General features: G+C 60.2%; 13 protein-coding genes. 6 read left to right on the forward strand and 7 right to left on the reverse strand.

Going from position 1 to position 15,380, the window contains the following annotated elements; genetic code table 11:
• The first annotated feature begins 200 nt into the window (after positions 1 to 200).
• The 6 genes from HPY44_12935 (at position 201) to HPY44_12960 (ending at position 7,205) form a co-directional block, all read left to right on the forward strand.
• A complete protein-coding gene (locus HPY44_12935) occupies positions 201 to 824 on the forward strand; it encodes a class I SAM-dependent methyltransferase (protein ID NSW56910.1) in 624 nt (207 codons plus the stop codon).
• 425 nt (positions 825 to 1,249) lie between these two features.
• On the forward strand, positions 1,250 to 2,053 hold the full coding sequence (locus HPY44_12940) for a glycosyltransferase family 4 protein (GenBank protein NSW56911.1): 804 nt from the start codon (positions 1,250 to 1,252) through the stop codon (positions 2,051 to 2,053).
• Between the two features lie 6 nt (positions 2,054 to 2,059).
• Positions 2,060 to 3,259 (forward strand): hypothetical protein, encoded by a 1,200-nt coding sequence (locus HPY44_12945; protein ID NSW56912.1) that lies wholly within the window; start codon positions 2,060 to 2,062, stop codon positions 3,257 to 3,259.
• Between the two features lie 26 nt (positions 3,260 to 3,285).
• Positions 3,286 to 4,374: a glycosyltransferase family 2 protein gene (locus HPY44_12950; GenBank protein NSW56913.1), complete on the forward strand. Its 1,089-nt coding sequence runs from the start codon at positions 3,286 to 3,288 to the stop codon at positions 4,372 to 4,374.
• A 484-nt stretch (positions 4,375 to 4,858) separates the two neighbouring features.
• Positions 4,859 to 5,338 (forward strand): hypothetical protein, encoded by a 480-nt coding sequence (locus HPY44_12955; protein ID NSW56914.1) that lies wholly within the window; start codon positions 4,859 to 4,861, stop codon positions 5,336 to 5,338.
• 139 nt (positions 5,339 to 5,477) lie between these two features.
• Positions 5,478 to 7,205 (forward strand): glycosyltransferase family 39 protein, encoded by a 1,728-nt coding sequence (locus tag HPY44_12960; GenBank protein ID NSW56915.1) that lies wholly within the window; start codon positions 5,478 to 5,480, stop codon positions 7,203 to 7,205.
• A 39-nt stretch (positions 7,206 to 7,244) separates the two neighbouring features.
• Here the strand turns inward: HPY44_12960 and HPY44_12965 are convergent, their stop codons facing one another.
• The 7 genes from HPY44_12965 to HPY44_12995 all read right to left on the reverse strand — a co-directional run bounded on the left by HPY44_12965 (position 7,245) and on the right by HPY44_12995 (position 15,094).
• Positions 7,245 to 7,688 (reverse strand): methyltransferase domain-containing protein, encoded by a 444-nt coding sequence (locus tag HPY44_12965; GenBank protein NSW56916.1) that lies wholly within the window; start codon positions 7,686 to 7,688, stop codon positions 7,245 to 7,247.
• Positions 7,689 to 8,301: 613 nt separating this feature from the next.
• A complete protein-coding gene (locus HPY44_12970; protein NSW56917.1) occupies positions 8,302 to 9,150 on the reverse strand; it encodes a hypothetical protein in 849 nt (282 codons plus the stop codon).
• A complete protein-coding gene (locus tag HPY44_12975) occupies positions 9,123 to 9,767 on the reverse strand; it encodes a glycosyltransferase family 39 protein (protein ID NSW56918.1) in 645 nt (214 codons plus the stop codon). Before HPY44_12975 ends, HPY44_12970 begins: the two co-directional genes overlap by 28 nt.
• 463 nt (positions 9,768 to 10,230) lie before the next feature.
• Complete coding sequence (locus HPY44_12980) at positions 10,231 to 11,262, reverse strand: hypothetical protein (protein ID NSW56919.1); 1,032 nt, start codon at positions 11,260 to 11,262, stop codon at positions 10,231 to 10,233.
• Complete coding sequence (locus tag HPY44_12985; protein NSW56920.1) at positions 11,255 to 11,911, reverse strand: hypothetical protein; 657 nt, start codon at positions 11,909 to 11,911, stop codon at positions 11,255 to 11,257. The genes HPY44_12980 and HPY44_12985 overlap by 8 nt, the downstream gene beginning before the upstream one ends.
• Positions 11,912 to 11,971: 60 nt before the next feature.
• Positions 11,972 to 13,417, reverse strand: coding sequence for an O-antigen ligase family protein (locus HPY44_12990; GenBank protein ID NSW56921.1), 1,446 nt, complete (start codon positions 13,415 to 13,417; stop codon positions 11,972 to 11,974).
• A 114-nt stretch (positions 13,418 to 13,531) separates the two neighbouring features.
• Positions 13,532 to 15,094, reverse strand: coding sequence for an oligosaccharide flippase family protein (locus HPY44_12995; protein NSW56922.1), 1,563 nt, complete (start codon positions 15,092 to 15,094; stop codon positions 13,532 to 13,534).
• Positions 15,095 to 15,380: the final 286 nt, after the last annotated feature.

Raw genomic sequence — 15,380 nt, forward strand, 5'->3', positions numbered from 1 at the left:
CCCTCTCAAGTATACTTGGCCTAGGAGGCGCGACAGTCATGTACCAACCACCCAATCAAGAGCACTGCGCGCTGCAAGAGTTCTATGAGAAACGGTATCATCGATCTAGTGATATGGTCGCGCCCCCCCAAGACGACGACTTTGTCCACGGGCAAGTGTTGTCCATAATTCGGCCGCACCTGCGGAGCGGCCTGAGAGTATTGGACCTAGGCTGCGACAATGGCAAGCTAAGTCTTTACATGGCCGCTTTCGGATGTGATGTACTCGGCATCGATATAGCGCGGAACGCCGTGGATAACGCACGCAGAAGTGCCGCACGACATGGCATAAGCAACGCACGCTTTGAAGCGATGGACTTTGTGAACGAATGGAATGAGCCTGGTTCCTTCGACCTTGTTCTCTGCAGCCACGTGGTAGAACATGTCCCTGACGACGTACGCTTCCTGGGAAAGATCGCGGAAGCCGTGAGGCCAGGCGGCATGGTGATTCTTCTCGCGCCGACTGCGTGCAGTCTGCCGTTCATCGCTAGCAGACTCCTGCCAATGCGTGCACTGTTCAGGCTTGATGATGAGGTTGGGCATCTGAGGCGCTACCGACCGAGGCAACTGGTCTCGCTGATCCAAGACGCAGGCCTTAGTGTCGAAGAGTTGACCTTTCTCGACGGTCCCATAAGGGACTGGTGCTTCCAATGCAGGCCCCTGCGGATCGTGCAGAGATTCTATCGCTGGCGAAAGGTGCGTCGGCTGATCAACACTATCGACGCTCTGATGGCGCGGTGCGTCCCTTTCCCCGGTGCCATTTGCATCACAGCAAGCAAGCCATGAGCCAGAGCGCTGACTGAAACGCTCCAAGTGCACACGATGGTTTGGCGAATGAACTGAGACCGACACCGCGACGGACCCTCGCTGCGGCTTGATGGCCTTGTGCAGCGCGTCGACACGGTGAGCAGGCAAGGCGATCGATTGTGCATATCGCTCTGGACGCACAGACATTTGAGCATATCGAGACAGGGATATCCAAAGCGACTCGAAGGCTCTACGATGCCTGCCACATGGTGGCCCCGGACGTGATAGTCTCGGGATTGCATCACCGCCCGTTGCTGACGCCGCTAGCTGACTGGATCCAGCCTGTGACTGCAGGCTGTGCAGTCCCCACAGCTGTCTGGCGCAACAGCGTCCTACCATTGATGACTCTGATGCTACATCCGGATGTCGTGCATTTCCCCTGGAATGGACGTCTCCCCATCTGGATGCCTGGTGTCAAGATAGCGACCACCATCTTCGATGTGTTGCCGCTCTCGATTCCGGAGTTCCTCAAGACGGAGGCCGAAAGAGCAAGGTTCTGTAGAGCCCTGCAGCGGGACATTCTGCGCAGCGATGTTATCATTACCTGTTCCGAGTACTCAAAGACTGAGATCATGCGGCATTTCCGGGTGCGGTCGGAACCCGAAGTGATCCACATTGGTGTGACGCTGGACAACGTGGCTTGCAGTGTTGCGCCAGCCGGGGCAGGTGGCTACTTCCTCTACGTGGGAGGGTATGGCAAGCGGAAGGGCGTTGAAGGGCTTGTTCGTGTCTTTCTTGGGTTGCACCGAGAGCGGCTGATCCGTTCGCGACTGGTTCTGACCGGAGACCGTTCGTACTACTCTGAGGAGTTCCGGGCGCTGGTCCGCTCCGGAGTTGACCTCGGCCTGGTAGAGGAACTGGGATACGTGTCCGAGAGTGCGCTGCCGGGTTTGTATAGAAACGCAATTGCATTGGTCTATCCGTCCAAGTACGAAGGATTTGGGCTCCCGCCACTGGAAGCAATGTCGGTGGGATGCCCGGTGATCACGACGCGCTGCACCGCCATTCCGGAAGTGTGCGGGGATGCAGCGTACTACATCGATCCTGATGACGAGCGAGATTTCGGCGCAGCCCTGATAGCGCTCGAGACCAATAGCCAACTGCGGACTGAGCTGGCAGCGCGGGGCGCAAGACGGGTGAAGCTCTTCTCGTGGGGCAGCGCGGCGCAAAGGTTCCTGGACATCTTGTCTCGGCTGGTTCAGAAATGAAGGGTGGTGCCCGGCATTCGCGAAACGGTTGTCCTGGTAGAGCCTGAAAGGCGCAATCAGGAGCACGCAAGTTTCAATGCGGCCCTGCTTGAGGCCGTGTTGCTTGCATACCCTGAGGAGGAGGTTCTCTTCCTTGCCCAGGAAGCCCATTTGCAGTGGGCCCGGAGAGCCTACGAGACCTCTCTGGGGCCCATTTCCTCGCGGGTTCGCTGGCAGGAAATCCAGATTGCGCCGAAGGACTTTGGGGGCATCCGGCGCCTTCCGTATGAACGGCACTGGTGCCGTGCTGTGGTACAGCTTGCAGCGCGGCACACAACGAGGGCGATTATCCTGTGCTCCGTTGCCGACGCCGGACTGTGGCTGCTGAAGGGGATGCTGAACAGAAGCAGTCCCGCAACACCTGTACTTGCGTTCATGCATAGTAGTCTTGGGTGCATCGCAGAGCCTTTCCGTCGCAGTCCCTGGAATTGGTTCATCGATCTACGACAGGTGTTGCGTTCCCGGCACCCGGACTGCCTTCGGTATATTGCATTGGGTCCGGCGATCCATGGGGCGGTCTGCGAGATACTGCCTCAGGTAGCTGATCATTTCGAACAACTCGATCTTCCATGCCTGTGGGCGCGAGACGCCGGGACAGATCTGTCTGATGGCGATTGCGTGCGATTTGGTTTCTTCGGAGCACCGCGCCCGGGGACGGGCTTCGACATCTTCTGCCGACTGGCTACGGACATGCGGGAATACTCGGCCGAGGGACGTTGTGAGTTTGTCCTCATCGGCTTTCTGAACACAGACGTACCGGACTATCCAACTCAGGATGTGACGGGCGTCTCGCACCAGCCCCTCACGACGGAGGAGTACTGTCGGCGAGGGGATGCGATCACGTACTCCATTTGGGCAGGTTCGCCTGCCAAATACCGCTTCACTGCGAGCGCTTCGTTCGTTGACACGCTGTCTTTCGTGAAGCCCGGGGTCTTCTTGAGGGCACCCTACGTCGAGAGCTATTTTGCGCAGATGGGCGACATTGGGTATCTGTGCGATGACTACGAATCGATGCGGAGACAGATCACCTCGATTATCGAAGCGCCACCCAGGGACCGCTACCGTGAGCAGTGCGCTAACATAATCCGCGGGCGGAGAATCTTTTCGCCGGAGACGGTGGGGCAGAGCCTCCGGGCGCTCGTAACTCGGACCGCAAAGCTAACATAGATATTGCAGCGCAGAGGTCGAGCGCAATGGAAGAAATCACGCGAGAGACACGCGGCTGCGAGCATGAGACTTGCGTGGCCGGAGGCCGTATCCAGAGCGGTCTTCGGGTGAGTGTGGTTGTTCCTGCCTACAACGCACAGGACACCATCGAGCGGGCCATCAACTCGATCTATGCGCAGACGTATGACGACATCCACGAGATCATCGTTGTCGACGACGGATCCACCGACGGTACCGCTGATATCGTGCGCAGCAGGTACCCGGAGGTGACTGTGATCCAGCAAGCCAACACGGGCAGTCCGGGGGCGCGGAACCGAGGCGTGGAGGCATCTTCCGGAGAGTATGTTGCGTTTCTCGACGATGATGATGAGTGGTTACCCGAGAAGACAGCGCTGCAGATGGGGTGTTTTCGGGCCTACCCAGGGCTCGTGATGACCACCACAGAGAGCCTCACTGATGACCAGCCGAGCCCAGTAGACGACAGCGATGGGTTACTTCAGACGCTTGCCTTTGATACCGTCTTTCCACGGATCCCATTCCATTGTGGCTGTTCGGGATGGATAGTGCGCCGCACAGCGTTCGACCAATGCGGCGGGTTCGCGGTTCACATGCGACGTGGACAAGATACGGAATGGATGCTCAGAGCCCTGTTACTTGGGTTCTCACTCGGACTTGTCACGATCCCGCTGTTTCGTTATTACGGCAGATCGCGAAGACAGGAAGCAGAGAAGACGGCGGAAATGGTTAGGAAACGTCACCAAGTGCTCTCACCGATTGTCGAGAGCTATGGGGTGTTGGCAGCCCAGTACCCCGCGCGGCTATCTCATCGGCAGGTAGACCGGAAGATCGCGGAATACTACTGGGCTGAGGCACGGGAGCTGTGGCGCTGGGGTCTGGCCACGGAAGCACGTGAATGTCTTTCGAGATGCTCAGCGAGATCGAAGGCTCTCGGGCTGCGACTCCTGTGTTCCCTGGCGCATGGTCTGCCAGGACCGTTCTACGCGCTTCAAGACGTACTGGTGCATGGGGCCAAGGGCGCAGTGCAGCTGCTACCCGGTGGTAGGCACCTGTGGAGCAGAATCAGGTCCGCACTCAATCGCTATTACCTGGTCTAGGTACCGACTTAGGAATGGCCCACTGGGCGGATGCCGAGAGAGGCAGTATCAGACGGCAATCGGCCGGCCGGAGACTGAATCCAAGTACGAAGCTCTGGTCTCGCTGATGCTGATCGTTCGCCAGTCGGATGGGGAGAGATGCACTGATATGGGCCAGCGGCGACGAGAGCATCGAGGATTGGTGATGTCTACCAGCGGGTATTCCTTGGCCTACGGGGCGTTCCTCGTAGTCCCTCGTCCTGTGCTGTTCGCATGGTACTATCCGCCTCTGATCGTAGCTGTGGCTTTGCAGGGCGCGATGGGTGCACAGTATGCTTGGGTGTATGCCGTGAACGCATACTCACGTAGACGCCCGAGTCGCGACGGCCTTGGGCCCTGCCCAGGGAGACGTGCTATCCGGACTGCAGCGGGACTACTCATATGGGTTCTTGTGCTGGCGCCCCTGGTGGCCAGATGGCCGAACCACATCGGTGAGGCCGTCAAGATGCAGCGGTTTGAGAACGAGTTGCGCAAGCCAATCGGCGTCTGGCTTGAGCAGAACACAGTCCCAGATGCAGTTGTCGCCACAGAACCCATCGGCTACATCGGTTACTATAGCAAGCGGCCCATCCTCGACGAAGTGGGGCTTGTGAGTCCGATGGCATTGCCTTCTCGAGCCCTCGGTGATGGGTGGTTCGCAGATCTGCTGCGTCGGGCCAAGCCAGAATACTGCGTCGAGCGAACGCTGCTTCTGAACCAGAACCAGACCATCACATCACCGTATAGACCGTTCCGCGGAGATGCAGACCGTACTTGGTTCTCGGCCAATTATGTCCCGGTGGCCGTTTTCTCTCTGCCGCGCTCTCGATGGTATTCACAGGATCCAGGACGGCACCACTACACCATCTACTGTCGCCGTGACCATGCGTACAAGAAGCTGCGCATCGGCGGCGCGCCGCGAACCACTGGACGCGAAGGTCATTAGCGCGAGTGGATACGGAAGCTTGAAAGTGCGCGTCACCGAGGTGGAGAGCCTCGTGAATGGAAGATGGCTGCCCGCCGGGCTGCCGGAGACCAAATAGGATCCCGACCCCCACCCGCGAAGCTAGGAGCGCCCTTTGCCCATGCGGCACAACCTTGATGACAAGTGGCTGTTGCTCATACTCGTCTCGGCCATGATGCTGGATATCTGGGCCATCTGGTGGGGGTTGCCGAATACGGCAGAGTGGGACGCCGACTCTTCCGTCCCGATGACCACCCTGCGGGGCGCGCTCAACCAGTTCAGTTTCGGATGGTTCGGTCAACACCAGCCGTTGCAGCCTGCCCTGATCGCGCTCCTGTGTGTCCCGCTTTTCGCGTACGTTTACCTCACCGGCGGCATCAACTTGTCTGACGTGCAGAGGACATACCCATGGGGCCTGAGAGACCCCGAATGGGTGCTCAGTGGGGTCATTCTCATTGGCCGCCTTCTGTCATTGGCCTCCCACTTGCTCCTCATCTGGGCCATGTACCAGATCGGTCTGCGGCTGCGCGGGAGAGTGACCGCTCTTGCCGCGGCCGTCCTTGGCGCACTGTACTATCCATTCGTCTACTATGCGCACGTCGGCAACCCCGACATGTTGTACATCGCATTGTTGGCAGTGGCCGTCCTGGCCTGCTTCGCATTTCTGGAGAAGCCTTCGGCACGGAGCATCTCGTGGCTGGCTTTCTGGGCGGCACTATCAACAAGCGTGAAGTTCCAGGCGCTGCCGTTCTTCGCGGGAATGGTGCCCGTGGTGCTGTGGGTGCTTCTTGCGGATCAGCGCCGGACCGACAGGCAAGGGCCGGCCAGAACCCGGAAAGGACTGGGACTGGCGGGGCTGGGACTGGTCATCTTTGTTGCAACCTTCGCGGTCGCGAACAACTGGATGCTGAACTTTGACAGCTCGATGGAGTGGATCGCGAACAAGAAACGTGGGGCAGAAGGCTCGAAGGAGACTCGTGCGGAGTGGGCCAGACTTGCCGCTTCGATGCACGCTGCCGATCCGATGCTAAGACTGAGTTTCGCCGAGGGCACCTGGGTATGCGTCAGGGAAGGGTTCAGCCTGCCAGTGCTGGGGCTGGGGGCGTTGGGCCTGGTCTTGCTTGTGAGCACCCAGCCAATCAAGGCGGCGGCTCTCGTCGGCCCGTCCATCGCATATGGGGCCTTCTATTGGTATGTGAACGCTGCCTTCGACCGCTACCTGTTCCCGCTCGTGGTCCCGCTCCTGTTGATGGCCGCTTTCGGCGCAGAGCGGCTATGGCAGGCTTCTCTCCGCTTCCGGGCATACCGCTTTGCCCTCGGTCTTGTCGCTATCGTCTTGGCTATCTTTCTACTAGCCCGTGTCATTGCACTAGACTACGTGCTCCTCAACGGCAGCCGCCAGCAGGCCGAGCGATGGTTCGCGGAAAGACCGCAGTACCGAGATGCGACCGTGATCGTGTACCAGGACCCTGATGGAGCGCCGAGATTGCAGGATCTGGTCCGCTTGCGCTCACTTGGCCCTGCTTCGTACTTCGCGGATAAGAAGAATCAGACGGACCCGAAGCGCCATTTCCGTCGGCCGGCAGTTCCGGATGAGGTCAAGTCTCTGCCCTATCTGCTCAACCTTGATCCCGAGTTCGTGGTGCTTTTCCCCGCAGACCGTCCTGACAACGAAGTGGACTATCTGCTCCGAACGAATCCGGGCAAGTACCGGGTTGTCGCCAGTTTCGGCGGCCCAACGCGGCTGGTAAGGCGGACCTTTGCTGCTAATCCCAAGCTCGAGATCTGGCAGCGGGTGCGGGGGACGGATCCTGATGGTGCCGGTTCCGAGATGAAGCATCCAGAATGATGACCTTGTCCCCGCTCGGGTGCGCCACCCGCGCCGCGGTCAGGCGATGCTTCGGAAAAGGATGTCCGCCGCCAGGGTACACAAGTCCTCGTCGGGTAGATCGCGGAACTCTGGCGCCAGAGCCCGCCGAGGTACGGGAAGCTCGTCGGTGACGGTGCTGGACAGTACTTGTGCCTCCAAACCGTGTTTCGAAGCCAATTCGAGGTATCTGCCCAGGCGCGCCCGATTGATCGCGTCAGGTGCATTCCGTGTACACAGGTCCCAGAGCCATCGGGGAAACTGCATCATCAAGAGGGGATTCTTCGATCGCGACATCCCATGGTCTTTGAGATCGATATGGTGGACAGCGACTCCTGCGGGGGAGAGCACCCGAGACATGCTTTCGAAGGCGCGGTCGAGGTCGCCCACGTGCTGCAGCACAGAGTGGGAGAACATGAAATCCACACTTCCCGCGGGCAGCGGGATGTCCTCGGCGCGGCCCAATTCTCATAGACCAACTCATAGTCACCATTTACGGCGCGCCGCCTGATTTCCGCTGTTTCCTGCTCGGTGCACTCTATGAATGCAGGGATCTCTTCGGCAATCCTCAATGCCCCTGACACGGTCTCTTCGACGGATGCCCAACGTTCACAGTCGACGGCGATGACCCGCTTCGCCCCAAGCAGTGCGAACATGAGGGAGACATCGAGCGTGCGCCCTGGGCCGATCTCGCAGACCGTGGCCCGGTCAATATCCAGGCCGCTCGCTCTGAAGTGCCCCCAGTACTTGGCAAAGAGCCGCAGGTATCCCTCGTCTCCGGGTGGTTTCCAGCTGCGGTGAGATACCCGGTCGGCCGCCTTCGCGATGACCGGCACCGATGCGAGTATACGTCGAGACAGCCTTCTTGTCGCCTGCAGATAAAGCCAAGTCCGCGAGCGCCGAAAATGGGATGCTGCGAACTCCCGGACGTCAACCGCGTCTGCTCTCCGGAAATCTGTCACGGATACTCCCCCAGGGTGAGGCCCACGCTGATTGCTGTTCCGCGACATTCATTGGTATGCTTCTGTTCGCTACAGAGCGAAACAGGGGCTTTCGGATAGTGCATCCTGGTTGATCGCTATGACCGCTTTCGCCAGAGCGAGACGTTCAGCTTGATCCAACCATGTTCCCAGGTCTTTGCATGGCTGCCCAGAGTGCTCAAGTACTCAGCTACGTGTGCATCCGGGTCGCTTCTCACCACCCAGACGCGTCTGACGGTCGACAGTTGCCGGGAGAGCAGCATCTGGAGGTCGGGCTCCTCGTGGCTTCTTGGAACTGTGACCATGATGCGCGCCAGACCCGGCTCATAGGAACGGAGACAGTATCGTTCAGTCGTGATCATGATGTCGTCCTGCTCCGCATGCATACGGAGGTACTGTGCCACCTCACGCCACTGCGTCTTCTCAAGCGTGGTCTTGTCGATCCAGACCCCATACGCGCCAGACACGATGAGTAGCGCTGAGAGCCCGACGGCAATTCCACGAAGGCGCATCGTTGACAGGCCCGTCGCCGCCAACCCGAGCGCACATAGACCAGCAGGCATCAGCGCCTTCGGTGACCACATTCCTCCTCGCATCAAGCAGACGCCGGCGAAAAAGACAACCGCGAGTATGCTGTTGGCGATCAGGAGCCACTTCATACCTTGTCCACCACGGGATGACCATCGCCAGCATCCCAGGCAGTACGACACGAACACCAGCGCGACAGAGGCCGCGCGCAACACCAAAAGCCCCCTGGACATCTCGTCGAGATCATCGGCAGCACCAAAGCGGGCCAGATCACCCCATAAGACTGCCGCAATGCCCGGAAGTGACGGAACGGCGCTTTGCAGGTATGCCGGACCACCGGCCTCCAGTTGCGCACGCAGATGCGGGAGCCAAGGCAGATAGAAGAGCGCTGTCAGCGGAAGGACTGCGGGGAGTCCCATCCACACTCCGCGATCCCTAGTGACGACCGCCCATGCGCCCACTGCACCCACTGTGGCAAGCACGAAGAGGGCCCCCGAGTTATGCGTGTACAGCACACAAGCCGCGGTGAGAGATAGCCCGATCCACCCAGTGTGCGTGAGGGCCTGTAGCAACACTTCACCGCACACCAGAGCATTGCCCACACGGCAAGACCCAGCAACGCATACTGGCGCACCTCCTGGGACCATCGCAGATGCTTCGGACTGACGGCCAAGAGCACTACGCATAGTGCTGCAGTCTGGGGCGTGGTTGCGCGCCGCATCGCGATCCATGCAATCGGGAGCGTGAGTGAGCCAAACAGCGCGGAAAGCGACCGCAGTGCCGCCTCACTGGTGCCGAAGATGGCTGCCCAGCCAGACAGGCAGAGGAAGTAGAGAGGGGGATGTTGGTCCTGCGCGACGCGCTGCAGCATGTCCGGCAGTGCAAGGGTAGTGACGACCGCCTTGGACCAGACCTCGTCATCCCACAGCGATTCCTGTGCGAGCCCAGTGAAGCGCAGCGACAGCCCCAGAATGACGGCCAGCCCAGCCAACACATCCCAGGGCTTAGCAATCAGGCCTCCGCTTGGTGACCGCATCAGGTAACCCTCCCTGCAGGTCCAGCGTCTGATACAACATGTCTGAGTACCGGTCTGGGGTAGCAGGCAGGTTCGCCGTCCCGCCGATGGGGTTTCGACCCCTATACACTCACCAACCCCGCGCCTTCGACCGCGTGATTCTGTTTCGCCGCAAGACCGTGCTTGCGAGGCGCACAATGCAGTGCAGGTTAGCGCAGCGAGAAACCACACTCCCCGTCTTCTTGCCCTTTGTGGCGGCGCGGAACCCACAGCGCAGGCCGGGGTGCCCTGTGTGCTGTAGGCAACGGCACTACCCGGCACAGTCTCGGGAGCCGCCGGGCCCACCCTCGCGCGTTCAGCAATATGGCGGTCGCTGGCGCGCAATACTGGCCGCTGCCAGAGCGAGCCTCGAATCAGATGCCACAGGTTTCCCCTCTCCAACCAGCCGACCCGCCGCCAGTTCCTGTCAGTGCGCGGCAGCGCATCAGTGCGACGGTGCGGTGTCAGGCCACGCAATACGGTCTCGGCCCCATCTGGCGGCGAACTCGGATAGGCCCATGCTCTCGGTCCGCGGACGGAGATACTCGAGCAGTCCGCTGGTGCGCGCTAGCATCTGCTCCTCGGCGCGCTGGTCAGTGATGGTCGGGCTGTAACCGGCCTTCCACTCGCTCGAGTGCAACGCAATGTTGAGTACCGGTGCGCCCTGCGCGATCAGCTGCTTCGCCAGCCCGATCATCAGGTCTAGGGGCTCATAGACAGGCTGCAGAAGGACTCGCCGGGCGAGGCGCGCTTTCCGCAGCGCGCGCCTGCCAATATCGCCGCCGGGCACGCCGCTCCGTAGCAGTAGCTCCAGCCCCGCTCCGAGCGGCCCCAGCACACCGGCGGACACCGGGACCTCGAGGATCGCGTTGCCTCCGGCCTTCGAGATGCTCTGCGGATCGGGGTAGTAAGGCCAGACCGGGAACCTGGTGAAGTCCGGCCCGCCCTGGTATCGCCCCGTGTTCCGGCGGAAGCTAGTGAGCGGAGCAACCGAGGTGTCCACGGTGTAACCGGCCTCGGTGAGCAAGGCCAGACAGTCGCCGTCAAGGCCCCAACGCCCTGCCCGGAAACTGGTTGGCCGGCAGCCGAAGACGTCTGTGAGTTGTTCCGTCAGCCTCTCGAGTTTGGCGCGCCGAACCCATTGCGTGTACTCGTACCAGTATGCATGGCCACTCCCTGGGCCGTCACCGTTCAGGGGCGGCGTTGACCACGGGTGCAAGTGGGCCCCGATCTCGGCGCGGCTGTCTGTGCTGACCCATCGTAAGATTTCAGAGCAGTCGGGCTGCGCGGCCACATCGTAAGTGACGAGATAAGTTGGCTTAGCGCCGTAGTGCTCGCACAGCGCCTGGAAATCGACCATCGTGGAGATGTTGTCGTATGAGGGCTCGCGATCATGGTCCCACTCGTTGTCCGCTTCAGTGTCCACGGTGATGACAAGCGCCGGCCTGACTGCCTTGCTGCTGGCCGCGTCAGTCACTTGAACCACGGACGACGTGTTCGCCCGTTCGGCCTAAGCAGAAGTGCTCCAAAGACGCCATCAGGCGCTTTCCCACCACGCTCTGTCGAAGCCTGCCCGGGACCAGCCCAAGCATCAGATTCGCGTCATCCGGCAGCAACGTCCTCTTCAGAAAGAGCAAGTAGAGCACGGGGGTGATTGTGATCGCCAAACACTGGATGCGATCCCGCTGGAAAGCGTGCATCCACAGGCCCGAAAAGAGCAGTGCTATGATGCCCCCCGACGTACCCGGGGCTATCCCCGACATTGAGAGTCTGGGTGTCAGCGCGATCGTCAGCGGCAGCACGAGCACCACCGCAAAGGCGCGGGCGATAGCCGCACGGATCTCGCCCCAATGCAGCACCAAGACCGGGATGGGAACCACGTTTAGGGCCTCCAGCACGGTGTCGATCAGCATGGGATACCAGCGGTTCTCAATGGCGATCACGTGCATGCGGTAGAGTGCGAAGACTGTGTCTAGGAAGAGGTAGATACAGAGCATGGAGAAGATGGGGCCTGGCCCGGGGTAGGCCTGGCCTGCGTACAGCGTGATCTGCGGGCGGCGGATTGCCGCGGGGCCGATGTACAGGGGAAGAAGGCCCAAGAAGAGGTAATGCTTGGACTTGGTCAACGCGACCTCCGAGGGGCCCCGGCCTGACCAAACTGGACGCTCCACCAGCGGATCTTCCCCCTATTCGCTCAGTACGAATGCGCCTGGTTGGGCAACGAGCAGCGCGTAGATGAACCAGAACATCGACATGGTCGCCTCGAAACGGTAGATGTTGTGCAGGTAGGCGACACCTCCCCATGCGACCAAAGACGCTAACAGGCTGACGTAGAGACCGTCATCGATGTCTATACCATCGCGCGCCCGACGATAGCCGTGGTATATAGCGACCAGGATGAGCACCATAAGGCCGCCCCAGAAAGCGGCCCCAACGATGCCGAACTCAATTAGCAGGGAGAGGTAGAAGTTGTGCGTTTCCTTTCCCTCCCTGGCGACGCTCTCGAGCGAGCGTTGGGTGCGGCCCCACAGCGTCAGCTCTTCATCAGGGATGAGTGCCTCATCGATCCTGCGCATGACCCGGTGCGCCTGATAGAAACCTATCCCGAAGGCGGGGTTCCACTCGGGCGACCTGAGAATCGCGTAGCCTATCTCCCGATACGCTGCTCGCGACTCATCCTTCTCATCGAATCGATTGAGCAGGTCCTCGCCAAGGTTTGAGGTGGACCAGGGAATATAGCCAAGCAGCCCGAGCGCTATCACAGTTTTCACCGTGGGTCGCATGCTTCTCGACAGAAGGCACAAGGGAACGCAGATCAGCAACGCAAGAGTAGCTCCTCGCTGCTGGGTGAGAGTCGTTGCGTAGACGGTCAGGCCCAGTCCTGTGTAGGCAAGGAAGCGGCCCGACGGTGACTTCGCGTTGTGGAGCGCACGTATGAAGAGAGGCACCCACATCGCCAGATAGGGCGCCGCCTCCCAGAAATACACAAACGGTCCGGTTGCATTCCCGTCGTGAGTTGTGTAGATAGAGCTGTGGCCGGTGGTTCCCTGTCGTATCATCAGAAGCGCCTGGACGCCCAGCACTATGACGTTCGCTTGCAGGAGCTTTCTGATCCTTGTGGCGTCGAACGGGATGATCCTCGTGATGTAGTAGAAGCCCATCGGCAGGATCATCTTGTTCACGTACTGCTTGTAGTAGGTATCAAAGCAGTTGTTCTCCACAAGGCCGACGAACCCCCATATTGCAAGGCCGGTCAGAAACACGTCAGATGGCATTATCCGGAGTTCACGGCGGTCTTTGAGTGCGGAGAGGTAAGCAAAGAGGAAGACGACTGGGACGCCCGCCTGAAGCACGTTTGGGATGTAGTAACCGAAGAAGGTCGACTCACACGGCAACACGGCGAACTGCACCAACATCAGCAACAAGCCCCAGAAGGGATCGGCCAGACAGACGAGGGCGAATGCAAGCCCCGCCAGGCCGAGGAGACCATACGCGGGGTTATCCAGCAAGACCGACCAGCCAAGCACCAACGACGTTACCAGCACTGCAACGGCGATGTACAGTACCGATTTCGAACCACTCTGGAAAGCCTTCAGGCCCGCCGGAAACCCAACTGCGGTCTGTTCTGCCACCCGTCTATCCTCCACGGCTTAGTCTCTGCTCGGGCCCAGTGCGAAGCTCTATGGCCACCTGCTCTGACCCCAGATCCTATGTTGGCACACCCCGCATGCCGCACAGCCCCGGACCTACTCCTGCCTGGGCAGGATCTCAACTCTCGAGCTCTCATTCGAGGGTCTGACATAGAACCGGTTCAGCGCATCGAACACTCGCTTGCCTGTGTCACTGTTCCTGGCTCCTTCCGGCACCAGACTTCGAATAATGCCGATATCTTCCGTTCGGAGTTGCCCCCGAAGCATCAGCAGGTAAAGCAGGGGAGTGATGAGTATGGCCAGAGCCTGCAACCCGCTGCTCCGGAACGCACCCGACCAGATCATCGTGAAACATAGCGCCATGGCGCCGCCCGTGGCCCCGAGAAGAACCGCTTGTCTGGAATGCCTGGGCTCAAACACACGTCTCGTCAGGAAGACCGCCACTGGCAGCACCAGAAGAGGCGCAAGGCCGCGCGCCAACGCGGCGCCCATGCTTCCCCAATAGGAGCTTAGCACCGCAATCAGAAGGGTCCCGCTCAAGGCCAGGAGAGAGTCGAGGACGAACGGGTGCCACCTGTTCCCAAGGGCGATGACGTGCTGGCGATAGAGGGAGAAGAAGGTCTGCACGAGGAGGTACATGCAAAGGACCGAGAAGACACTGCCTGCCGCTGAGTACTCTTCGCCGGCATAGAGAGTGATGATGGGCCGCCCTGCAGCCGCTAGCCCGATATGAAGAGGGACCAAGGCCAGGAAGTAGTACCTGCTGCACTTTGTGAAGCCTTCCTGGAAGGCAGTGCGCCCCCTGTGGGCGGCCTCCGAGAGCTTTGGCAGCATGGTATCCATCAGATGCGCATCGACGTGCGCAATGTACTCAATGATCTTGAACGCCACGTAGTATGTAGCGAGGCTTTGCGTCCCGCCGATGGCGCCAACCAGAACATAGTCCGCATGGGACAGAAGACCCGCCGAGATACCGGACGCGAAGTACGGCATCGAAATGCGCAAGAGAGAGCTTCCGGGGGCAAACCCCGTCCCCCTTCTGAGCCGTGGCCACAGAGATATCAGGCCCACAATGCAACCTAATGCGGGCCCAATTGCCAGGCCGATGATCGCCCCCTCAATTCCGCCCATCCAGTAGCACACTACAGAACCGACAGGGCGTATGACGTTCCTCAAGGTGCGGCTTACCGCAAACATCTTGTACTGCTGGAACGCGTTCTGGAACCACTCCAAGTGTGTGGCCATGGTCGCGAGAAAGACAGCGATTGCCAGGAGGCGGACAACATTTGCTGACACTTCATTCTTGAGCATGACCGTGGTCACGGGCTCGGCAAGCAGGTATGCCAACACGCTCAGCAGCAGCGTGCTGATCGTGACAAGGAGAAGGCCGCTGCGCAGCAGACTGCAGGCCCGTTCATCCTCGCCCTGGGTCAGAAGCTTCGGTATCTCCCGCGCAAAGCAATCACGGAAGCCGAAGTTGCTCAGCGTATAGATGATTGCGACGAGGCTGACGCAGGCGGGCCAGGCTGACAACTCGCCCGAAGGCAGGTTGCGGGCCAGCCATGCGGATGGCAGGAGGCTAGCCAACCCAACGACGAATTGGCCAGCTACGAGGTAGCTCGTATCGCGAATGACTCGTGCGGCACGGGAGGTAACCATCTAGTCCCCACATCGTCGGCTCAGACCAAGGGAGCATCGGTCGGTCTCCCCCGTCTGGCGTGCCACCGGCAGACGAGGCCTGGCGCTAACCATGAACCGCAACCGCGCAGGATCGGGTATCACTGCAGGGCAGGTCAGCCGATCTCACTGCTTTCGCTCTTGTCCATCGTCGCTTCGGATAGCCATAGGGCCGATCTTCAGAACGAGTGCGGGGCGAGCCGAGGAACTTAGCCTACAGAACGGCGCAACATCGAGGACCGACCGTGATAGCGACTCCTATCGCGGT

It is taken from the genome of Armatimonadota bacterium, from assembly GCA_013314775.1.
In the GTDB taxonomy this organism is placed as follows: Bacteria; Armatimonadota; Zipacnadia; order Zipacnadales; family JABUFB01; genus JABUFB01.

What these genes read in the sequence shown, in the direction of transcription:
- HPY44_12940 (NSW56911.1), top strand. Translation starts at nt 1,250, where the DNA reads ATGCCTGGTGTCAAGATAGCGACCACCATCTTCGATGTGTTGCCGCTC.
- HPY44_12950 (NSW56913.1), top strand. Translation starts at nt 3,286, where the DNA reads ATGGAAGAAATCACGCGAGAGACACGCGGCTGCGAGCATGAGACTTGC.
- HPY44_12955 (NSW56914.1), top strand. Translation starts at nt 4,859, where the DNA reads ATGCAGCGGTTTGAGAACGAGTTGCGCAAGCCAATCGGCGTCTGGCTT.
- HPY44_12960 (NSW56915.1), top strand. Translation starts at nt 5,478, where the DNA reads ATGCGGCACAACCTTGATGACAAGTGGCTGTTGCTCATACTCGTCTCG.
- HPY44_12970 (NSW56917.1), bottom strand. Translation starts at nt 9,150, where the DNA reads ATGGGACTCCCCGCAGTCCTTCCGCTGACAGCGCTCTTCTATCTGCCT.
- HPY44_12975 (NSW56918.1), bottom strand. Translation starts at nt 9,767, where the DNA reads ATGCGGTCACCAAGCGGAGGCCTGATTGCTAAGCCCTGGGATGTGTTG.
- HPY44_12995 (NSW56922.1), bottom strand. Translation starts at nt 15,094, where the DNA reads ATGGTTACCTCCCGTGCCGCACGAGTCATTCGCGATACGAGCTACCTC.